A 22813-nucleotide genomic window follows, 5' to 3' on the forward strand; every position below is an offset into this window, starting at 1 on the left:
CAGTAGCGGTACATGGGGACCTGTCCCCATGGACCGAGCCTCATTCGGGCAGCGCGACCTGGATCTTCCGAGCCCGTCCCGACACCACCAGAAATCCTCGTCCCGCGGGGAAGTCGGCACGCCGGAGCCTGCCGAGCGACGTGCCGAGCAGCAGGTCGCCGTCGGAGTCGCCCGGCGTCAGCAGCAGACCCGAGCGCCCGGCCTTGAACGGCTTGGCGAGGGTCCATGCCTGGCTCCAGGTCGAGGTCTCCGACTCACCGACCACGAGCTGCTCGGCACGGGTCATGGCCTGGACCAGCTTGTCGAGCGGGGCCTCACCCGGGGTGCCCGTGAGCTCCGTGAGGTTCTCGACGACCACCACGAGGCCCGCCGGCGGGTACGCCCCCGACTCGACCGCGGCCCGGAGAGTCTCGGCCGTCCGGGCCACCTCCTCGGCACCCACCGCGGTCGCGTCCCACACGGGGAGCGCCGAGATCGGGGTCGACCGGGGCGAGAGGTACACGACGTGCGCGCCCGGGCGGGCACGCTTGACCGCCTGGCCGATCGTGACCAGCGCCGTCGTCCGCCCCGCGGTGGGCGGCCCGCCCAGGAGGAAGGTCCCCTTCTCGGGCAGGCCGACGGGCGCGATGTCGAGGTCGTCGAGCCCGACGACGGGTGCCCCGCCCACGTGCGCGGGCAGGGAGGCGAGCGGGATCGCGTCGGGCAGCCGCTCGATCACGGGAGCGTCCGAGACCCCGTTGTGGACCATCGCGTCACGGAGCCGGCTGATCTCCCGCGACTGGATCGCGACGTTCGCGTCACCGCCGAGCACCGCGACCTGGACCTCGTTGCGGTCCAGGACGCCGCGGCCCGGCGGCGAGGCGACCGACAGGACGTCCCGCGGCACGCCCAGCATGAGGTAGTCGTCGGGGTTGGCGAGCCGCAGGACGAGACGCCGTTGGATCGTGCTGCCGAGCGACGTCGGCACCGAGCTGGGCCGGTCACCGGTCACGACGACGTGCACACCCACCTGCCGCCCGTCCGTGGCGACCTGCGCGAACGCCGCCCAGACGGGGAACCCGGGGGTCGCCTTGAACTCGTACTCGTCGCGGAACGCTCCGATCGCGTCCACCAGCAGGAGGATGCGCGGCTCGTCGGGGGCACCCGCGATGGCACGGTACTCGCCGATCGTCCCGGCCCGCACCGCCGCATAGCGTGCGGAGCGTTCGTCGACGATGCCCTGCAGCCTCCTCAGGAGTCGGGAGACCCGCTCCTGGTCGTCACCGTCGATGACCGCACCGACGTGCGGCAGGTCCTCGAGCATCCGCAGGCCGCTCGCGCCGCAGTCGATCGCGTAGACCTGGACCGGGCCACCACGAGCCGTGATCGCGGCCGAGACCGCGATCGACCGGAGCGTCGCGCTCTTCCCCGAGCCACCGGTCCCGAAGATCGCCATGTTCCCGTCGCGGTCCGGCTCGTAGAAGACCGTGGGCTGCGTCTGCGTCGTCGGATCGTCGACGACCCCGAGCAGCAGCATCGTGTCGGTCCGGGGGTTGGGCAGGAGCGAGAGGTCGTACGTCGTCGCGAGCTCGTCGAGCCACGGCTTGCGAGGCACCGGTACGGCCGCCTGCCGCGCGGCCTGAGAGATGGTGGCGACCGCCCGGGCGATGTCGTTCGGCCCGGGGTCGACGACCTCCGCGACCTCCGGTGCCGGGACGTCCCACGAGGTCCCGGTCCCGAAGGCCATCTCCTCGACGTCGAGCCTCGGGCGTTGAGGCCGCTCGGTCGTCCAACCGCCCGCGTATCCCGTCTGGAAGGGAGTGATCCGGCCCGGCCCCGTCTTGACCGCACCACGGCCGGGGATCGACGGGTCGAAGTGCGCGGCCATCGGGATACCGAGGATGTCGGTCGAGTCCCCCTCGTCGGCCATCCGGAGCGCGACCCGCAGGTTGGTGTTCGCCCGCAGGTTGTCCTTGATGACTCCTGCGGGGCGCTGCGTCGCGAGGATGAGGTGCAGGCCCAACGACCTGCCACGCTGCGCGACGTCCACGACGCCGTCGACGAACTCGGGCACCTCGTTGACCAGCGCGGCGAACTCGTCGACCACGATCAGCAGGCTCGGCGGCGCCTCGGGGTCACCGGTGCGCTCGAGCGACATCAGGTCCTTCGCCTTCTTCCGGTTGAGCAGGTGCTCCCGGTACCTGAGCTCGGCCCGCAGCGACGTCAGGGCGCGCCGGACCAGGTGCGGGGAGAGATCGGTGACCAGTCCCACGGTGTGGGGCAGGTCCACGCAGTCCGCGAAGGCCGCGCCACCCTTGTAGTCGACGAACAGGAACGTGACCCTGTCCGGGCTGTGCGCGGCCGCCATGCCCAGGACCCAGGACTGGAGGAACTCGGACTTCCCGGCTCCCGTCGTCCCTCCCACGAGCGCGTGCGGCCCCTGGGTGCGCAGGTCGAGGTACAGGGGCTCGGCCCCCGAGTGCCCGACGAGCGCGCGCAGCGTCGCGTCGGACTTGCGGCGGACGGGCGGTGAACCGTCGCGCACCGTGAGCGACGTGTTCTCGCGCCATCGCTCGACGAGGGCATCCGGGTCGTCGACGAGCGACCTGCCCGCGAGCGACACGAAGGAGACCGAGCGCGGCAGGTCGGAGTCGTCGTCGACCGTGGCCCCCACGTCCACGACGGGAGCCAGGATCCGCGCGAGCTCGTGCGCCGTCGCCAGGTCGACGACCTCGCTCGCCACGGGATAGGTGTGTCGCCCCACCCGCACCTCGCCCGAGGTCGACCCGCCGTCCCCGGTGAGCACGAACGTGCGGCAGGCCGCAGGGAGCTGCTCGACGCTCGGCGCGACCCACACCACGTGGACGCCCGCGTCGGCACCCCGCTCGACCAGGCGCGTCATCCGCGCACGGTCGACCGGGGCGTCGTCCTCCACGAGCACCACGACGGTGGGCAGGACGGGAGCTGGCAGACGGTCGAGCTCCTTGGCAGGGTCCACCTCACCGCGCAGCTCGGCATGCTCGTCGAGATCCGCCCCGCGGGACTCGACGAGCTCCTCGAGGCGGGACAGTAGTGCGGTGCCCGCCCCCGGGTTGTCCGCGAGATGGTCACCGGACAACGGGCTGTGCGGCGAGCCCGTGTGCGGGAGCCACTCGAGCCAGTCCCAGCCGGCGCGCGAGCGCGGGGACGTGATCGCCGCGATCACGAGCTCGGCCGGTGAGTGCAGGGCGGCGAGCTGCACCAGGATCCCGCGACCGACGCCGTCGGCCTGCTCGGCCGGTCCCGCGATCCCCATCGCCCCGCTCGAGCGCAGGTGCGCCACGACCGGGACACCGTCGACGTGGGCGCACTCGGCCTGCAGCTTCTCGAGCTCGTTCCAGAACTCGGGCAGCGTGTCGTTCGAGCCGAGATCGTCGAGCTGGGTCCGGGAGAGCCCGCGTCCGATGCCCAGGCGCACGGACAGGAAGGCGGTGTGCTCGGGGCGGTGCGTCCACAGGAGCCCGCCGAACCGGCGCACCGCGTCGACCGCGTCCGCGACCGAGGGCGACTCCGTGAGACGCACCGCGCGCTCGACCGCGTGAGATCGCGTGATCGTCTCGCGCAGGGCGGCGACCGACTGCGTGAACTGCTCCACCTGCAGCTTGAACCGACGCTTCGCGACGAGCTTCTGGTCGACGTAGTTGCCGATCAGCAGGATGGGGCTGAGCAGCATGAACACGAGCCCCATCGCGCCACGTCCCAGGAGCAGGAAGACGGCCCCCATGACCAGCGGAGCCATCATCGCGAGGTACGGGAACCTCATGGGCGGCAGGGGCTGCGGCGGCCGGGGCGGCTTGAGCTTCTGCTCGGGGAACCTGGCCACGACCCGAGGCGAGCGGTTGAACTCGACGATCGGGCTCGACGGCGCGAGGCTGCCGCTGCGCTGGAGCGCGACGACCGCGATGACCGAACCGCCGACGTCGACCGTGTCGGCCGAGGTGAGCGTCGAACGCGTCATCCGCTCCCCGCCCATCACGAGCCCGTTCGCGGAGTTCGTGTCGACGATCTCGATCTGCTCCGCCACGGTGATCCGGGCATGCCGCTTGGAGACCAACGGGTCGTCGAGACGGACGTCCATGTCACGGTCGCGTCCGAGGTAGCTCGTGCCCACGGGCAACGGGAACTCGCGCCCCGCGTCAGGTCCCTCGAGGACCCGCAGGATCGCGACCGCGGGGCCGCGGTCCTGTCCGGGGGCCTCGAACTGTTCGGAGACCCGGACGATCGACACCGTCGACCCCGAGCGCAGACCGGCCTCGATGAGGTCGCTCGTCGGGGACAGGACCCGGCCCTGGGAGGTCGAGCCGGTCTCGGTGACCTGCAGCGAGAGCCGGTCCGGGATCGGCGAGCCGGCCCGCGCCGGGTCACCGGCGTAGAGCGCCTCGGCCACGTCGCGGACGGAGGCCGTCGCGTCGGCCGTGACCGCGAGGTTGGTCAGGGTCGCGTCGGGCCGGTGCAGGGTCAGCTTGATGCGCACGATGTGGTTCCTCGGTCGGTCGGCAGGGACACCCGGTGGGGGGCAGTGCGGTGCAGGTCCGCCCCGGCGTCGGCGTGGGTACCGACGGCGGCAGAGGGCTGGTCAGGCGTCCGGGGGCAGGTCGAGGAGCGGGATGTCCTCGGCGGTCACGAGCCGGGACGCCACGGCGTACTCGACGAGCCGGGCCCGACGGTTCGTCGCGAGCGCGCCGACACCGCCTCTGAGTCCCTTGACCCCGATCCGGTCGAGCTTGTCGCACACGTTGTCGAGCTTGCGGTTGAACCGTGTCGTGGCCCAGCCGAGCCGACGAGCCGCGTCCGCGGAGGTCGGGATCTCGGACAGTCCCGTCCCGTCCCGCCGGAGCATGGGCTCGGCGAGCGCGATGATGAGCTGCTTCTGGCTGACCGTGAAGGAGATGACGCCGATCGTCGTCGCACCCCCGGACGGTTCCTCGGAGCGGATCTCCTGGTAGGGCGCGCCCGCGAGCTGCACCATGACCTCGTACGTGGTCGGTCCGGCGGTGAAGACGATCGACGTCGAGGGGAAGACCAGCGGGAGCCGGTTGCCCGGGGACAACCACGACTGCACCCCACCACCGGAGTCGCAGATGGTCGCGGAGATCAACGACCCCACGTTCGCCAGCCACCAGATCCCGCTCTCGTGGGTGATCCGGAGGAACCGTCGGTGCAGGTACGGGTTGTCCTCGATCTCGAGGTCACCGTCGCGGCCGATGTCGAACGTCTCGCCCGGTACGGGACGGAACCACTCGCCGCAGAACTCGATCGCGAGGTCGCTCACTCCGGCACGCACCCTCTCGTGGGTTCGGACATCTTCCCTTCCCTCTTCACGACGATCTCGAGGCACACCCGCTCGGTCGCCGGTGCCTCCACCGCGATGCGCGTGAAGGGGGTCTCCTCGTACGTGTTCGTCACCAGCGGGTCGTCGACCCTGCGGACGGCCAACGTGTCCGTCCCCTCCTTCCAGTCCGACGGGAGCTCGACGTCGAACGTCGCCGCTCCCTGCCCCTCGTCGTACCACGTCTCGATCCCGACGACCTGGGGCACCAGGTCGCCGAGGTTGTCGTTCGGCAGGTCCGCCGGCTCCTCCCCCTGCGTCGTCCCCCCGCCCGCGTCCGTGTCCGGGTCGGTCGCGGTCCCGTCCGGGAGCAGGAAGTAGATCCCGACGACCACGAGCAGCAGCACGCCGGCAGCGACCAGCAGGGGCCAGCGCGCCCGTCGAGCGACCTGCTCCTGCGGTTCCGGCTCGACCACGGCCTGGGGGCGCACCCGGTGCACGGTGTCCTCGACCGGAGTCCCCCACCCCGACGGCGCGGGGCCTTCACCGGGGCGGGTGCCCGGCACGGGACGCGCGGGGACGTAGCCGCCCGGGGCCGGGGCCTGCGACGGCGCGGCGTACGTCGGCGTGACCGGGGGCGTTCCCTGGTAGGCCGCGGCCGCCGGAGCGGTCGCCACCTGCGACCGACCGCTCGACGTCACGGGGGCGTGCGGATCGGGGTGGCCCGCGGCCGGGTCGAGCCTGACCACCGGGGCCGTGCCCGTCGTCGTCCGGCCCGGGGTGCCCGCCGAACCGGGCTTCGGGCCCCCCTGGCCACCACCCGTGCCTCGTGGATCGATCGAGACCATCGCGCGCAGGCGCGTGCCACCGTCGTCGTCGGGCTCGTCCTCCTGCGTCAGCCCCGTGTCCGCGAGGACGTCGATCGGGGTGACTGCGTAGGAGAGCTCGTTCTGGACCTGCTGGAGCGCCCGCGCGAACGCCAGCATCGTCGGGTACCGGGACGCCGGGTTCTTGGCCATCGCCGTGCCCAGCACCCGTTCGAGCGAGGCCGGGACGTCGGTGCGGCCCGTGGGGAGCAGGGGCGTCGACTCGATGCGGGTGATGAGGCTCGCGCTCGAGTTCGACCCGCCCGGGAGCTCGAACGGGGCCCGTCCCGCGAGAAGCGTGTACGTCGTGGCGGCGAGCGCCCAGACGTCGGTCTCCTTGCCCGCCCACGGGTTCTCCGCGAACGACTCGGGCGGCGACCAGGGGATCGACATGCCCTCGGCGCGCGAGGCGTCGTCCATCGTCGAGGAGATGCCGAAGTCGGTCAGGGCGGGGTGGCCGTACTCGGTGACCAGGATGTTGGCCGGCTTGATGTCGCGGTGCAGGATGCCTGCGCGGTGCGCGGTCTCCACGGCGCCGGCGATCTGCACGGCGATGCGCAAGGTCTCGGCGACGCTGAGCCGCTCCGACCGGTACCGTGCACCGAGGTTGGGGCGGGAGCAGTACTCCATCGCGAGGTACGGTCGCCCGTCGGAGGCGACGTCGGCCTCGTACATCGTGACGATCGACGGATGCGTCGAGAGCGTGGCCATCAGGTCGGCCTCGACGTCGAACGCGGCCCGTTGCGACTCGCTCGACCACTCGTGCAGGAGCACCTTGACGGCGACCCGACGGCGGGGCCGCTGCTGCTGGTACAGGAAGACGTCCGAGAACCCGCCCGACCCGATCACGGAGACGTACTCGAACCCGTCGATCAGGGGCGGCGGCGACGGCGCCCGCTTGCTGCTCACAGAATCCCCTCGAACTCGAAGGTCACGCCGTCACCGACGTCGACGACGTCGCGCGACGCGACCATGGCGGGCTCGCCCGGGTGCAGACGCCGCGGCGGCTGCCCGGGGCGCAGCAGGGTCGTGCCGTTGGTCGTGTTGAGGTCGCACACGAAGACGTGCCAGTCCTCGAGCTGGATCTCGACGTGCGAACGGGAGATGTCCTGCTCGGGGCTGGGAACCGCCACGAGTCGGGGCAGGTCGTTGCTCTGCGCGCGGGTGGTCCGCGGGCGTCGCCCCAGGACGACGGGGCGGTCGAGCTCGACGACCTGGCCGTTCGAGAGCGTGAGCCGCCCCAACGAGGGACGGGTGACGTGGCGCGCGTCGCCTGCGAGCACCGCACCGCACCGCCCGCACATGTCCCTCGACGCCGGGTTCGGATGCCCTTCCGGGCAGACCCGGGCAAGGATCTGCTGGGCGCCCGGGGGCGGAGGCGGCGCGAAGACCGGACCGGCCGGGACGGGAGGGACGGACGAGAACGACCCGTCGAGGACGCCCTGCCCGGGCGGATCGGCGAGGACGGGAGGAAGGGGGGCCGCACGCTCGGCACGTCCGCCGACCTGGGCCCGCAGGTCGGCCACGACCGACGAGAACACCGTGTGCCCGTCGTGGTCCTCCATCACGTGGTCCGGGGCCGGGACGGCCCCTGGGACCCAGGTCCCCGGGCCGGGGGCTCCTGCGTGCGCGACGTCGTGCTCGACGGTCCGCGCGCGGTCGACCGCACCGGGCGTCGCGCCCGTCCACTCCCGCGGGATGCCGTCGATCATCGACGCGTCGGTGTCGGGCGCCGCCTGGTCGAGCCCCACCGGCGCGCCACCCGGCCCCTGGGTTGCGGGCACGGCCGGGCCCCGGCCTGCGGACGCGTCCGGTGCGCGGCCGTCGTCGACGGGTTGCCGCGGCGCCGCCTGGCCCGCGGGAAGGTCCCCGTCCGGCTCGACGTTCTCCTCGACACGGATCGCGGCGTCCTCGACGGTCCGCAGGACCGTCGACTCCCACAGGTGCCCGTAGCCGCTCTCGACCGGTGCGTGGCCTTCGGGCTCGGGTGCGGCCGTCGGTGGCGTCGGCTCCGAGTCCGCAGGGGGTGCGATCGTCGCGTCGGGGGCGATCGTCGCGTCCGGCGCGATCGTCTCGGAGGAGAGGGGTCCGTCCACCGGCTCGCTCGCAGCGTCGACGGCGGTCTCCGCGGCGGGCTCGTCGTCGGCCGCGGCGGCCTCCGAGTCAGCGTGGCCGACGGCGCCGGGCAGGCTCCCGGTCGCAGCTCCTCCCGCCAGGAGGGTCGCTGCCGCAGGGACCGGAGCGGCTCCGGTCTCCTCGGGGCTCGAGGTGGCCGAGAGCCCCGCGACGGCACCGGGCACGGCCGTGACGAGGTCGTGCCCGACCGTCGGCGGCGCGTCGGCCGAGTCCGACGGTCCGACGCGGTCGGCCGTGCTCGTCGCGACCTGACGTCCGCGCGGTGAGGGCTCCCGCGCGTCGACGAGCTCGCGCACGATCCGGGACATCAGGACGACGCCGTCTCCCAGCGGCAGACCTGCGAGGGCCACCTGTCCCGGCCCGGCCACCAGGTCGGGCGCCTCGTCGACCCCGAGCTGGACCGAGACCCTCTCGACGTCCTCCACGAGACGCTCCGACCAGGTCGAGACGCCGTCGCCGTCGATGTGGACACGATCGCTCGCGGTGCTCAGGGTGACCGACACCTCGCCGCGCACCGCGACCTGGGCGCGTCGTCCCGAGACGACGGCGATCGCGAACGGCGGCATGGTGCGCAAGGTCGCCCCCAGGGCGACCGTGAGGGTCTGGATCACCTCGATGACCTCGACCTGGGCGTCGCCCGCGGCGTCGATCCCGTCCCACAGCGCGCGGACGAGCTCGCTCGACGCTCCCTCGGGAAGGACGACGATCGCGCCACCCCGGACGAACCCGAAAGCCGTTCCCGTGTCGTAGCGCAGCCTCACGACCTGTCACCCCTCTGCAGCTGGATCTCCCGTGGCAAGGTGTCCTCGTCCGCGTGACCCGGGACTTCCCGAGGAGTCGTGGAACCGTCGCTGGTGTCCTGCCACGCCCCGGTCGCGTCGATGACGACCACGGTGATGTTATCGCGCCCACCGGCGATGATCGCCTCGCTGACCAGGAGGTCGGCGGCGGCCTGGGGCTCGGGCTGTGCGAGCAGGATCTCGGTGATCCTCTCGTCCGACAGCTCGCCCGTCAGCCCGTCGGAACACACGAGCATGCGGTCTCGCGCCTCGATCGGGATCCAGCAGAAGTCGGGCTCGGGCGGCAGCGACGCCCCCACCGCGCGGGTCACGACGTGCCGGCGCGGGTGCGTGAGCGCCTCGGTCGCCGTGAGCCTTCCCGCGTCGACGAGCTCCTGGACCTCCGAGTGGTCGACGCTGAGCTGCTCGAGGACTCCTCGGGACATCTGGTAGGTCCGGGAGTCGCCGATGTTCACCACGAGCCAGTACGGGACGCCGTGCTGCTCGGCGACGACGACGCCCGTCACCGTGGTCCCCGCACCTCGACCTGGCTCGGTGCTGATCGCCCGGACGTCGTCCTGCGCCACGACGAGCCGCTCCCTCACGTCCTCGGGACCGACGGTGCCGAGCGCCCCGAGGGGCCGCAGGGCGTCGATCGCCGCCGCGCTCGCGACCTCCCCGGCGTCGTGACCGCCCATGCCGTCGGCGACGAAGAACACCGACCGGTCGGCGAGGAAGCAGTCCTCGTTGAGGAGTCGGCGCGCGCCCCGGTGGGAGCTGGCCCCCCACACGAGGTGGACGGCCTGCGACGGGTGCGTCATGTCGCGTCCCCCGCGCGGACGGTGAGGCGCTGGTCCCCGACCTGGACCACCGAACCCACCGGTACCTCCACACGGACGCCCGCGTCCAGGACCTGAGGAGCGGAACCGGGTCGCGTGAGGATGGTCCCGTTGGTCGACCCGCGGTCCGTCAGCCAGAGCGTCCCCTGGTCGACGACGACCTCCGCGTGGGTCTTGGAGACGGAACGGGTCGGGTCCTCGACGCGGACGAGGACCTCGTCCGCGTCACCCGTGGGCTGCGGGTTGCGCCCGATCAGCGCGCGCGCCGAGACGGGTACGCGCCGGCCGGACCCGAGCTCCAGGACGATGCCCGGCGCGGGGGCGAGCGGCCCCCGTCGGAGCTCGCTCACGCTGAGCCGCGTCGAGTCCCACTCCGGGTCCTCGTCGGCCGCGAGCGGCCCCGGGGCCACCACCGCCGAGGCAGGCGAGGGCGCGGAGGTCGCGGGCGCCGTCGGGGTGGACGGGACCTGGCCCGACGACGGCGCGACGGCCGGGGAGCTCACCTGTCCCGGGTGCGGCGCGGCGGGGGCGGATCCGGGGATGCCGGTGATCAGTCCGGTCGGACCCGCGCCCCGCTCGACCGGGGCCGGGGTCGGGAAGGCCCACGGGTCCCCGCCTGCCTGCGGCGCGGGTGCGGGCGGTGGAGCGGTCGGCGGCGGTCCGTAGGTCCCCGCGGGCGGCGGGTCGGCGGGCGGCGGCCCGAAGGACCCCGCGGGCGGCGGCGCGGTGGGCGGCGGTCCGTAGGTCCCCGCGGGGGGCGTGGCGGCGGGAGCCGCGAAGCCCTGCCCGCCCACGTGGGCCTGCTTCGCGGCCGTGCCCGCGCGGACGTCGAGCACGAGAGCCTTGGCCGCCTTGTCCTGCCAGCCCTGGTTGCGTCCCGACGAGTCGAACGCCGGGGACAGGGCGACGAGGATCTCGCCGACGCCGAACGCGATCGCGCCGAGCCCCGTGACGATCCATCGCAGCGCTGCCCGCCCGAAGCCGAGAGGTGAGCGGTCCTCGGCGCGCACCGAGCGCAGGCCCATGGCGAGGTTGCCGAGCGTCCTGCCGGTGCGCCCCTCCCAGATCCAGACCGTGACCCAGCAGGCGAGCCCCACCACACCGGCCAGCGCGTAGCCGAGCATCATCGTGCCCAGGAGCTCCTGGGCCTGCGCCGGCGAGGTGACCTCGGTCATCGCGGTCGGCGAGAGCCCGGTCGCGGCGAGCGCGCCGAGCAGCACACCGGTGACGACCAGCCCGATCGCCGCGGTGTCGATCAGGAACGCGACGAAGCGACGCCCGACCCCCGCGACCGGGGCCCCACCCGGCGGCCGGGGCGCGACCGGTCCGGGCGCGACGGGATGCGGACCCGTCGCACGCTGGGTCGACGAGGCGATCTCCCGCTCGGTCGTGATCGCGACGCCCTGCTCACGGAAGGGCACGGCCGCCTGGGCGGTGGCTGCCTCGTACGGCCTGCCCGTCCGGGGGAACGCCGTCCCGCAGACCGCGCAGAACGCGGAACCCGCGGCCTGTGCGGTGCCGCAGGCGCTGCAGGTCGTCGTCTCGGACATCACGTGTCTCCTGGCTTCTTGACGGGGGCGGCCGTGGGAGTCGCCGCCCGTCGGCCGGAGGGGCGGCGTGCGGGGATCCAGGCGGGGAGCCAGGACGGTCGTGCACTCCGCAGGGATCGTAGCGACACCGCGGCCCGGAGGCGCTGTCCGCGCGGCCTGGTGGACCGCATGCCCACCAGGACCGAGTCGACCTCGCTCCAGAAGGCGTCGATCTCCTGGGGACTCGGGTCACCGGTGCCGAACACCGTGGCGTCCGCCGAACGTGCGAGCGTCACGGTGGGAGCCGCAGCCACCGGGTAGGCCCCGGCGAGCGTGCCCGCGCCCTCGCGACGCGTCGCGCCCGGGGCGACAGGCGTGCCCAGGTCCGTGGCGGCGTCGAGCACCTCGCGCCAGCCGCCGCTGATCCGGTCCACGGGACGCTCGGCCGACCGACGTCGCTTCCGGCGCTGCGACTTGAGCAGGAGGATCAGGAGCAGGGGCAGGGCGAGGAGGAGGAGCGGGACGGTCACGGCGACCACGACCAGGGCGGCGCGACCCCAGTCGAAGGCGTTCGACTCGGCGTCGTCCTTCTTCTCCTCGTCGTCGACCGTGCCGGCCTCGGCGTCGGCGGGCTCCTCGGGCGGCTCGGGGTCCTCGAGGACCGGCGGCTTGGGCACCTGGTCGCTCTTGGGCTCGGGCTGGATCTTGTTGTCCTCCTCGGGGATCGCGTCGATCGGGACCCAGCCGTAGCCCGCGAACGGCACCTCGACCCAGGCGTGCACGTCGGCCCCCGTGGCGACGAACGGGGTGCCCTCCTCCCAGACCTCCGGGTCCGGGTAGAAGCCCATGACGACGCGTGCGGGGATGCCGGCCGACTGCGCCATGAGGGCGAGGGCCACCGCGAACTGCTCGTCGTCGCCGACCATCTCCTCGGCCGCGAGGAGCGTGTCGATCCGCTCGGCCGAGTGGCCCGGTCGTGAGGGGAGCTGGGTCTCGAGGCCGCTCGAGAAGATCCCGCTCGCTTCGAGGCCCGTCTCGAGGTTCTTGAGCTGGACGCGCGGGTCGGTCTCCTCGGCCATGAACTGCGCGGCCTTGCCCCCGACCGAGTCCGGGACGTTCAGGGACTTCGGGAGCTTCGCGTCCAGGATGCGCGACGACTCCAGGTCTTCGGCCGACGGCGCGGGCGCGACGATCGCGTCGAGCCGGAACGCGTCGCCGGGGCGCAGCCCCGCGGTCACGACCCCTGTACCGGTCTCCGAGTTGTAGTACGTGGTCCCCCGCAGGGCCTCGCCCCGCTCTCCGGTGTACTCGATGCCCGCGAGGGCGCCGACGTCGGGCAGCCAGACGCCGCGGTAGTCGCCGATGGTGACCGTCAGGTCGGTGGGGGTGCCCTTCGCGACCGTCGCGATCTGGTCGCCGGCGCGCGTGAAGACCCCCGAGCCTGCACCGCTCGAGACGTCGTAGACCACGCCGTTGTACGTGTCGAGGGTCGCGAGACGTACACGGGCCCCTGCGGGGAGCCCGTCGACCGTGAACAGCTCGTCGTCCGTCATCTCCTTGGCGTACTTGCGGAACGACGCGAGCGGGCTCACGTACTCGTGGAGGTCGAGCGGCGGCACGATCTGCTCACGCAGCACCATGCGCTCGGTGTCCGGGGTCACGACCGGGACGAGCAGCACCGCGGCGACCGCACCGAGTGCGAGCATCGCCGCGCCGCCCCGCGCACGGTGCCAGCGGAGCCGCCGGGTCGCGGCGACGCTCGCCGCCGTCAGGACCTGGCGTTCGCCCAGACGTGCCTCGGTCGCGCGCCACGCGCCCCACAGGAGCCCGACGACGACGAGCACCAGTCCCTGGACCACCGGGATCGCGGGGACGACCGTCCCCAGCAGGATCACGGCGACGAACACGACCACGACCGGGATCAGCGCCCACTGCCCGGCGCGCACTCGCCACGCGATCGTCCCCGCGGCCAGCGAGGTGAGGAAGAGCAGCAGGAAGGGGACGACGCCCAGCTCCGGGAAGGACTGGATCGGCGGCACCGAGGTGACGATCTCCTTCCAGCCGGTCACGGAGCCCAGCAGCAGGCCCCGGAACGTCTCGAGGGTCGGCAGGACCCCCGCGACGGTCGTCCCCGGCAGCGCGAACGGCCCACCGAGGAGCACGTACACGACCATGGCCACCGCGGTGACCGTGACGGTGCCCCACCGCCGCCAGGCGCCGAGCCACGCGACGCCCAGCCCCAGCCCCAGCCCGCCGAGCGCGGGCAGGAGATAGCCCGCCGAACCCCACGCCGGACCGAAGCCGACCACGGCGGCCCCCAGCATCACGACCAGCGCGAGCGCGTCGACGGCCCCCGTCATCCGCAGCGCACGCGGCGCGTCCGCCCCGCGCAGGCGGGTCGACGAGCGCGCGGTCGTCAGGTTCGAGCGCGTGCCGGTCCCGCCCGTGTGGTGTCCGGGTTCCGCACCGGGACCGGTCGGCGGGGCCATGCGGCCCCGCGTGTCGTTCTCGGACATCAGTCGTTCAGCCTCCGCAGTGCGAGGGGGAGGTCGCCGAGCTCCCCGATGGTGAGCACGACGAGCTCGGCGATCCGGTGACGGCTGACCTTCGCCCCGGGAACGCACTGGATCGCCATGACCCGCACGTCCTGGGGCAGTCGGGCCGAGGCGGCCCGCAGCTCGGTGGGCGAGACCGCGCTCCCCACGACGAGCGCGACGACGGACGCGTCCGTGACGCTCGTGCCGGCCACGCGTGCCAGGTCCACGAGGCTCGTGCGCAGGGACCTGGTCTCGACGCGCGCCAGGTCGTCGAGGAGCCGCACACGGTTGTCACCGCGCAGGCTGCCGTCGTTCACCAGGACGGTCAGTCCGCGGTCCTCCTTGATGGCCTGGAGGCCCAACGAGCCGCACGAGCTCACCGCGAGCTCGAACTCCTCGGGGTCGGCGTAGTCCTCGGCACGTGTCGAGAGCACGACCGCGAGGTGCGAGCGCCGCGTCTCCTCGAACTGCCGGACCATGAGCTGCCCCGTACGGGCGGTGGTCTTCCAGTGGATGTGTCGACGGTCGTCGCCGGGCACGTAGTCGCGCAGCGCGTGGAACGAGACGTCCGAGTTGGAGATGTCCTGGGTGACCCGGCCCTCGAGGTCGCGCAGGAAGCCCGTCGAGGACCCCGACAGGTTCTTGGTCCGCGGGTGCACGAACAGCTCCTCGGGGTTCGTCCAGACGACCTCGCGGCGCAGCAGGCCCAGCGGGTCCGCGCGCACCGAGCGCACGGGGCCCACAGGGATGACCGAACGTCGGTGCGTCGGGATGGTGAAGATCTCCTCGTGGCTCGCTCCTGGCCGCAGCCGCGGTACCGGGAACGACGCGACGCCCGCCCCGACGGGCAGCTCCATCACGGCGGGCAGCAGCGGTCGCTGCGAGGCGTTGCTCACCTCGAGGGTGCCGACGGCCCGGTCCCCCACCGTGACGCGTCGCTGACCGAGGTCGAGGTTCACGGTGTACCGGAACGTCCCCCGGACGAACGCGATCGCGCCGAGCATCGCCACGGTCGCCACGATCGCGACCGCGAGCAGCTCGACCCACGAGAAGGCGAGCCCGGACCACCACGCGGCGACGAGCCCGACGAGCACGGCCCAGCCGAAGGGACTCACGACCGAGGCCACGACGGACAGGCCCTGGGCCGCCGGTTCGGTCACCGGGGCGAGGAGCCTGCGCAGGCGTGCGCCCGGGCCGTCGTCACCGCTCCCGCCCGACGGCGTCGCGAACGTCGGGCGTGCGCGTGCCGCCGAGCCGTCGGTCGAGGAGGCCGCCGACGCCGGTGCGGCCGTCGAGGGGCGGCGCCGCCCCAGGAGTCGCGCCCACGGCGTGCGGCCGGAGGGTGTGCCCGGGGCCGGGGCCGGGTCCTGGCCGGGGCGTGACGCCGGGTCGGGGCCGTTCTGGGGGGTGCCCGCCTGGCCGCCCTGGCCGCCCGGCCCGGTCGGGTTGCCGCGCGCCGCGACGGGAGAATCGGTCGTGGTCATCGGGTCAGGCCGACCGGCGTTCCTGCGGCGCTGCGACGTCACCGAGGATGCGCGCGAGGACGGCCTCGTTGGTCGCGCCGGCGAACTCGGCCTCGGGGTCGAGGACCAGGCGGTGTGCCCACGCGGGCTGCGTGAGCTCCTTGATGTCGTCGGGCAGGACGTAGTTGCGCCCGTGCGCCGCGGCCCACACCTTGGCGCAGCGCACCAGGGCGAGCGCGCCACGGACCGAGACACCGACCCGGCACTCGGCGGCGTTGCGCGTCTCCTCCGCCAGGCGCGAGATGTACTCGAGCACCGCGCCGTCGACGTGGACACCTGCCGCGAGGTCGGCCATCTCGGCGACGGCCTGGGTCGTGATGAGCGCCTGCAGGGTCGCGCTGCGGTCCCGCACCGAGGCGCCCTGGAGGATCTCGACCGTGGCCGCGTGGTCCGGGTAGCCGAGCGAGGTCTTCATGAGGAAGCGGTCGAGCTGGGCCTCGGGCAGACGGTACGTGCCGGCCTGCTCGATCGGGTTCTGCGTCGCGATGACCATGAACGGACGCCCGACCGAGTGGGTCACGCCGTCGACCGTGATCTGCCCCTCCTCCATGACCTCCAGGAGCGCGGACTGCGTCTTGGGCGAGGCACGGTTGATCTCGTCCGCGAGCACGATCGACGCGAAGATCGGGCCCTGGTGGAACTCGAACTTCGCGGTCTTCTGGTCGTAGATCGTCACACCCGTGACGTCGGAGGGCAGCAGGTCCGGGGTGAACTGGATGCGGTTCTGCGTGCCCTGGACGCTCGCGGCGAGAGCACGCGCGAGCGACGTCTTGCCCGTGCCCGGAGCGTCCTCGAGAAGGATGTGCCCCTCGGACAGCATGCAGGTCAGGACCAGGCGCACCACGTGCGCCTTGCCCAGGACTGCCTGGCCGATGTTGCCGACCAGACGGTCGAAGGTCTGAGCGAACCAGGCGGCCTGCTCGGGGGTCATGGTGGTCATCAGGGGGTTCCTCGTCGTGTCGATCGTTCTGTCGGTAGGGCGTGGGCCGTGCTGCGGATCACCAGATCGCCGCTCTCGAGTCGCCCCACACGTTCGTCTTGACCCAGATGGTGGTGCCGGCGTTCCCGTGGAAGCACCACATGGTGCCGGACCAGTTGCCGGCCCCGTCGGTCCGTTGCGAGGCACCGTTGAGCGCTGTGCTCGAGAACCCGCCGGAGGTCGGGCTGAAGGCGTGGTTGCCGCCGTAGCTCGACCAGCACTGGGTGCTGAAGGAGGTGTTCGGCTCCGCGTTGCGGATGTTCAGCACGAGGTAGGCGCACGCAGGGTCGCCGCACTGGGAGTTGTTGACCGAGCTGCCTCGTGAGGTCCACATGTCCCGGGCCGGCTTGGGGTCGGCCGCGGCGCTCGCGCACCGGGAGGCCTTCTGCCCCTCGGTGTCCTGGACCGTCACGCAGATCTCCTTGCCCTCGGAGTAGCCCGCCGGGACGTTGACGTTCCCGCTTCCCGCCCCGCTCGAGACCGCTCCCGTGACCGTGGTCGTGTAGTCGCGACCGTTGCCCGAGGTGCTCCACGAGAAGCCGACGGTCTGGTTCCCACCGGACGCGCTCACGTTCGGGGTGGGGATCGGGCCGTACGGGTTGGCGCTGGCCTTGTTCGAGGTGGCGCCGTCCCCCCGACCGCCGTCGGCCTTCACCACGGCGCGGACGTAGAAGTCGTAGCCGATCCCGTTCTTGAGACCGCTGACGACCTTGTTCGCTCCCAGGGCGGACCAGCTGGAGCCGTTGTGGCTCCACTCGTAGCTGATCTCCCCGTCCCGGGCGCCGGCCGCCGACACGTTGGGGAACGCGAGCTGGACGGTGCCGTTGGCACCCGTGGCCTTGGCCGAGAGTCCCGTGACGGCCCCGGGCGCGGCGAACGCGCGCTGCGGGTTGGACTCCGGGCTGAACTCGGCCTCGCCGAACTTGTCGGTCGCCTTGTTGTGCGCCTTGACCCGGAAGGTGTAGTCGGTGCTGTCGGCCGGCACGCTCAGGGTGGCGTTCGTCGCCGTGGCGGTGGCCGTCGCGACGACCGTGCCCCCACGCAGGGCCTCGACCGTGTACTTGGTGATCGGCCCTCCGTTGGCGTCGGGCGCCGTCCAGGTGACCTGCATCTGCGACGTCGCACCGAGCGACTTCCGGGCAGCGGAAGGCTTCGCGGGGGCGGCCGGCTTGCCCGCCGGGATCTCCGCCGGCGACGCTCCCGACCACTCCGACGGGTCGGGGGCCGCGTTGACCGCCTGGATCTCGAACGTGTACGACCCACCGTTCTGCAACCCGGTCCACTCGTAGGTGGTCCCGGCGACGCAGGACTTCTCGGCGCTCCCGCCCGGCCCGGAGATCCGGATGTTGACGCACGTGATCGGGGAGCGGTCGGTGTAGGTCTCGTTGACCCACACGAGCTTCATGGACTTGTCACCGAAGTCGAGCGTGGGAGGTGCGGGCCGGTTCGGCTTCTCGTCCGGACGAGCCTCGGCCGAGGCCGGTGAGGCGTTCGAGTCGTTGACCTCGTTCGTGGCGACGACCGTGAACGTGTAGGTCACGTTGTTGGTCAGGCCGTCGATGGTGCACGTGGTCGTCCCGCACGTGCGCTCGTCCCCCGCCGACGAGCGCACGGTGTACGAGGTGATCTCCGCGCCGTTGTTCGCGGGCGGGTCCCACGTCAGGACGACCGTCTTGGAACGCACCTCGACGACCTGCGGTGTCGACGGCGCGTCGGGACGTCCCTGGACGGTGACCTGGATCCGTCCCTCGACCTCACGGTCGGGGTCCCCCGTGGCGTCCTGGACGCGGTAGCGCACGACCATGACACCGAAGAACGTGTCGCTGGGCGTCACGACGATCTTGTCGCCCGAGATCTGGGCGGTGCCCGACCCCGTGTCGACGACCGGCACGCCGACGACCTTGAGCGGGGTGTCCGGGAACGGGTTCGAGTCGTTCGACAGGACGTCCACGGGGACGTCCTTGCCCTGGTGGGCCTTGTCGACCGTGTCCGCGTTGGCCTTGGCGAGCGGGCGGGTCGAGGCCACGACCTTCACCACGAGCTGCCCCTCGACCGGGGGGTGCTCGCCGTCGGTCACGCTGATCGGGACGTTGAGCACCGTGCCCTTGGGGATGGCCGGGGTGGCCTGGACCGCCGCCGTCGTCCCGCTGAACGCGAGGGAGAGACCGTCCGGGACGGCCCCCGCCTTGAACGTGACGGGGTCGCCGTCCGGGTCGTCGACGAACCGGGCGAGGTCGACCGTCGCCTCCTCCCCGGCGGCGACGTCCACGTTGGAGGCCGACAGCACCGGCGGGAGGTTCTTCGGCGCGAGGACCACGACCCGCAGCGTGAGCAGGGCCTTGTGCCCGTCGGGGTCCTCGGGGCCCGAGCCGTCGGTGACCTCGAACGACACCGCGGCGTCTCCCGCGTAGTCCGCCCGCGGGGTGTAGGTGAGGTTCGTGGGGTCCGTGACCGCGACGGTGCCTTCGAGCGCCGACACCTTGGACTCCTCGGTCAGGCGCGGGGTGCGTCCTTCCATGACGAGCACGTAGTCGGTGATGTCGATCGGGAGGGTCTCACCGGCGTGCACCTCGAGCGGCGCGATCCCGGGCCGCAGCTGGGGGATCTGCTCGGTCAGGCCGGGCACCTTGACGAAGGCCCTGGACGTCAGGCCGTCGACGTCGGTCACGGTGTACGTGACGACCTGGCGCTCCTGTGCGAGGGGGATCGTCAGGACGCCGCCCTTGTCGACGCTCACGCCGACGGCGTCGGTGGACACGGTGAGCTCGTCCCCGGACCCGTCGGGGTCGTCGTCGTTCTCCAGGACGGGCACGCTCGCGCTGGTCTTGCCGAGGATCGAGTCGACGGGCACGGCGTCGTCGCGGGCGATGGGTGCCAGCAGCGGGGCTGCCTGGTCCACGTTGACCGTGACCGAGGCCGCGGCGCGGGCGCCGTAGGCGTCCTCGATGCCGTAGTAGAAGGAGGTCGAGCCCGCCTCGGCAGGGCTGGTGATCACGATGCGGTCCCCCGCGACCTCCGCGTCGAGCTCGTCGGGCGCCTCGAGACCGGCCGGGCGCAGTGCGATCTGGTCGCCGTCGGGGTCGGTGTCGTTCACGAGCGCGGCGACGGAGACGGTCCGGCTCGGCCGGACGGTGACCTCGTCGTCGATCGCGACGGGCGGCTGGTTCGCCGAGGGCGGCCGGGAGATCCCGACCTGCGCCGTCCCGGTCGCGACGGCACCGCGTGCGTCCTGCACCGAGTAGGTGAACTCGTCGGAACCGGTCGCCTGGTCGGAGGCGTCGTAGACGAGGTACCCGTCCTCGACGTAGGCCCTGCCCTGGCTCGCCTGGGAGGCGATCCCGGTGAGCTGGACCGAGTCGCCGTCGGGGTCGATCCCGTCGAGCGGCACGACGGTGCGCACGCTCGCGCCGGTCAGGACGCGCATCTGGACCGGCAGGGGCTGCGGCGGGGAGTTCTCCGCGCCGTCTCGGATGTGGATCGTGACCTGGGCCGAGTCCTCCTGGCCGTTCTTGTCCCGGACACGGTAGATCGCGTACGCGGTGCCGGCCTCGGCCCCTGCCTTGAACCGCAGGTTCCCCTCGGACGCGAAGATCTCGCCCTGCTCGGGCGCGACACCCTGCTCGAGCTCGTCCTGGAGGAAGAGCTCCAGGCCGTCGGGGTGGGTGTCGTTCTTCAGGACCGGGATCGTCACCACGTCACCGACACGCACCGTGGCCTCGTCGGCCGCCGCGTTCGGCGGCTGGAGCTTGACGGGCGCCGGGACCGGGACGACCCGCACCTGACCGGTCGTGGACTGGTTGCCGTTGGACACCGTGTACTCGACCGTGACGGGCGCCTCGAGGCGTCGGATCTCGGTGATCCGCAGCATCTGGTGGGCCAGGACGGCGACCGAGACGCCCGCGTCGTCGGGGACCCTGACCGACTGCACCACCAGGACCCCGCCTGCGGGGTCCGAGTCGTTGGCGAGCACGTCCACGAGGGTGCTGCCGCCCGAGGGCAGCAGCGCGGTGTCGGAGACCACGATGGGCGGCCCTTCGGCCGCGGAGGCGGGCAGGACGTCGATGCGGACGAGGCCCGTCGTCGCGTTGGGGCCGTCCGAGACCTGGTAGGTCAGGTCGTAGGACCGGGGCTCGTTCGAGAGGAACTGGAACGTGCCCGCGTCGTAGTTCGGCGTGATCTGCGCCGGGGCGGACTCGGCGACCGTGGCCAGGCGCAGCTCGTCCCCGTTGGCGTCGTAGTCGTTGCGCAGGGGTTCGACGGTCACGGGCTGACCGGCCGGGACGACCACGTGGTCGGCGACTGCCACGGGCGCGAGCTGGCCGGCCCCCGACACGTCGACGTGCAGGATGCCCTCGAAGACCTCGCCCTGCCCGTCGGCGACCATGATCTTGACGGTCTTGCGTCCTGTCGACGTGCCGCCGTCGCGGAACTCGACCGACCCGTCGGGCCGCGAGCGCACCTCGTCGCCCGCCGACGTGGCCGACGCGGCCGCGAGGTAGAGGTCGTCACCATCGGGGTCGCGGAAGAAGGGCAGCACCTTGATCTGGGCCGACTTGCCCTGCTCGACGACCAGGACGGGCTCCCCCGTCTGCACGGGCGCGGCGTTCTCGCCCCACGGCGAGACCTGGAGCTGCACCCCGGCCTCAGCGACCCCGCCACGACCGTCGCTCACGGAGTACCGGAACGTCGACTGGCCCTTCTGCGCGTCCGCGCCCACGACGGCCTGGAGGGCCGCGCCACCCAGCACCGACTGGATCTCGGCGTCGCCGGGGCCTTCGCCCGCGAGCGTCGCCGTCATGACGTCACCGTCGGGGTCGATGTCGTTGCCCAGCACCGGCAGGAGCGTGGTGCGCCCGGGGCGGACGCCGAACACGTCGTCCTGGGGCTGCGGCGGCTGGTTCGGCTGGCTGCGGTCGAGCACGAACTGGTCGACCTGCTCCGGGGTCGTGAGCTCGGCGTCGGACTCCTCGCCCTCGGACTGCTCCGGGAGGACGAGGTCCCAGTCCTCGACCTTCTCGTACTCGTCCGCGGCCATCCACAGCGTGCCGGCGGACAGGTCGTTCAGCACGATGGCCTTGCGGTTGACCCGGTACTCGAGCCGACCCTGGGGGTCCACGCCCTCGAGGCGCCGGTCGACGTCGTTGTCCGTCCCGTCGCAGTCACGCAGCACCTGACCGGTCTGCGACCAGGCGCCGTAGGTGCAGCCGCCGAGCTGCACGGGTGCCGACGGCGTCCCCGACGCCGCACGCGTCACGGCGTCGCCGCCGCCGAGCGGTTGGAGCACGAGCCCGGACGAGGTCGCGACCGCGACCTCCGGGGTCTTCGCGCCGGGCTGCTGGAGCCGCGCGGCCGAACCGTCCGCGACCTCGACGGTCTCTCCCCCGGGCAGCACGAGCCTCGAGGTCGTCCGGTCGAGCACCACGGCGTCGGCACCGACGGTCGTGACCTCGACGTCGTCCCCGTCCTTGACCGGCACGCTCGTCGTCGTGACCTCCTGCGCCTCCCCGGCAGGCGACGTCGCGACCTTGGTGAGCTTGCCCGTCGCCGGGACCACGACGTAGGCCGTGCCGTCCTGGGAGACCTGGACCGCGCCGTCACCTCCGACCTCCGCGGTCGGTTCGGTGGTCTCGGCGTCGAAGCCCTGCGCGGCCGAGAACGGCATGACCCACAACAGGCCCTCCTTGCCGTCCAGGACCGCGACCGTGGAGCCCCCCATCGCGATGCGCGCTCCGAGCGGAGGGCGCACCGCCCCGTCGAGCTTGAGCCGTGCGACGTCCACGGGGCTCACGGATCCCGCGCCGTCGTCGACCAGGAGCACCTTGCCCGCGTTCTGGAGCACGTCGAACGACGCCGAGCCCGCGAGCAGCGAACCGTCGAGCGCCTGGGACTCGGAGTTGAACCGTCCCAGCGCACCCCCCGAGGTCCGGGTGACCCACACCCCGGAGTCGTTGAGCTCCACGTCGGCCGTCGCCTGGCCGTCGTAGGTCACCGCGAACGCGACCAGGAGCGTCGAGAAGATCGACACGGTGCTCACCGAGGCGATCGAACGCCGCTTGCCGTGGAGCCGGGAAAGGAAGGTCACAGATTCTCCGTGGGTGCGAGTAGTGCCACCGGTGTCGTCGGAGCCCCCTCGTGCCAGGTGCCCCTACCCGTCGCGGTGGAAAGGATAGCGGCACGCGGAGGCAGGTCTGTCATCCACTGGATGGGGAGAAGTCCCCCGTCCTCTACTCGCAGTAGATATGTTGAGGGCATCGATGCAGGCGGCAGCGCCTGTCAGGGGTTCCTCGGCTCCCGTCGAGACGCGTCGGAGGCCACGTCGCCGCGTCCACGAGGCGAGA

Annotated in this window: 10 protein-coding genes; all 10 read right to left on the reverse strand. The window is 72.7% G+C overall.

What is annotated here, in order from left to right; all coding sequences use genetic code 11:
* Positions 1–40: 40 nt before the first annotated feature.
* Positions 41–4492 carry a type VII secretion EssC family protein gene (locus JOD49_RS06555; protein WP_205306458.1) on the reverse strand — a complete coding sequence of 1484 codons (4452 nt, stop codon included), beginning with the start codon at positions 4490–4492 and terminating at the stop codon, positions 41–43.
* A gap of 102 nt (positions 4493–4594) precedes the next feature.
* Positions 4595–5290 carry an FHA domain-containing protein gene (locus tag JOD49_RS06560; protein ID WP_205306459.1) on the reverse strand — a complete coding sequence of 232 codons (696 nt, stop codon included), beginning with the start codon at positions 5288–5290 and terminating at the stop codon, positions 4595–4597.
* Positions 5287–7062 (reverse strand): serine/threonine-protein kinase, encoded by a 1776-nt coding sequence (locus tag JOD49_RS06565; RefSeq protein WP_205306460.1) that lies wholly within the window; start codon positions 7060–7062, stop codon positions 5287–5289. The genes JOD49_RS06560 and JOD49_RS06565 overlap by 4 nt, the downstream gene beginning before the upstream one ends.
* Complete coding sequence (locus JOD49_RS06570) at positions 7059–9050, reverse strand: FHA domain-containing protein (protein ID WP_205306461.1); 1992 nt, start codon at positions 9048–9050, stop codon at positions 7059–7061. The genes JOD49_RS06565 and JOD49_RS06570 overlap by 4 nt, the downstream gene beginning before the upstream one ends.
* Positions 9047–9889 (reverse strand): PP2C family protein-serine/threonine phosphatase, encoded by an 843-nt coding sequence (locus JOD49_RS06575; protein ID WP_205306462.1) that lies wholly within the window; start codon positions 9887–9889, stop codon positions 9047–9049. The genes JOD49_RS06570 and JOD49_RS06575 overlap by 4 nt, the downstream gene beginning before the upstream one ends.
* Entirely contained in the window at positions 9886–11457 is a 1572-nt protein-coding gene (locus JOD49_RS06580; RefSeq protein WP_205306463.1) for an RDD family protein, read from the reverse strand. Before JOD49_RS06580 ends, JOD49_RS06575 begins: the two co-directional genes overlap by 4 nt.
* A complete protein-coding gene (locus JOD49_RS06585; RefSeq protein ID WP_205306464.1) occupies positions 11457–13952 on the reverse strand; it encodes a transglutaminase-like domain-containing protein in 2496 nt (831 codons plus the stop codon). The genes JOD49_RS06580 and JOD49_RS06585 overlap by 1 nt, the downstream gene beginning before the upstream one ends.
* Entirely contained in the window at positions 13952–15457 is a 1506-nt protein-coding gene (locus tag JOD49_RS06590) for a DUF58 domain-containing protein (protein ID WP_205306465.1), read from the reverse strand. The genes JOD49_RS06585 and JOD49_RS06590 overlap by 1 nt, the downstream gene beginning before the upstream one ends.
* Before the next feature lie 4 nt (positions 15458–15461).
* Positions 15462–16436 carry an AAA family ATPase gene (locus tag JOD49_RS06595; RefSeq protein ID WP_205306466.1) on the reverse strand — a complete coding sequence of 325 codons (975 nt, stop codon included), beginning with the start codon at positions 16434–16436 and terminating at the stop codon, positions 15462–15464.
* Between the two features lie 58 nt (positions 16437–16494).
* A complete protein-coding gene (locus tag JOD49_RS06600; RefSeq protein WP_205306467.1) occupies positions 16495–22557 on the reverse strand; it encodes an Ig-like domain-containing protein in 6063 nt (2020 codons plus the stop codon).
* Between the last annotated feature and the right edge of the window lie 256 nt (positions 22558–22813).

This window comes from Oerskovia jenensis (genome assembly GCF_016907235.1).
GTDB classification, from domain to species: domain Bacteria; phylum Actinomycetota; class Actinomycetes; order Actinomycetales; family Cellulomonadaceae; genus Oerskovia; species Oerskovia jenensis.

What these genes read in the sequence shown, in the direction of transcription:
- JOD49_RS06580 (WP_205306463.1), bottom strand. Translation starts at nt 11,457, where the DNA reads ATGTCCGAGACGACGACCTGCAGCGCCTGCGGCACCGCACAGGCCGCG.
- JOD49_RS06575 (WP_205306462.1), bottom strand. Translation starts at nt 9,889, where the DNA reads ATGACGCACCCGTCGCAGGCCGTCCACCTCGTGTGGGGGGCCAGCTCC.
- JOD49_RS06595 (WP_205306466.1), bottom strand. Translation starts at nt 16,436, where the DNA reads ATGACCACCATGACCCCCGAGCAGGCCGCCTGGTTCGCTCAGACCTTC.
- JOD49_RS06590 (WP_205306465.1), bottom strand. Translation starts at nt 15,457, where the DNA reads ATGACCACGACCGATTCTCCCGTCGCGGCGCGCGGCAACCCGACCGGG.
- JOD49_RS06585 (WP_205306464.1), bottom strand. Translation starts at nt 13,952, where the DNA reads ATGTCCGAGAACGACACGCGGGGCCGCATGGCCCCGCCGACCGGTCCC.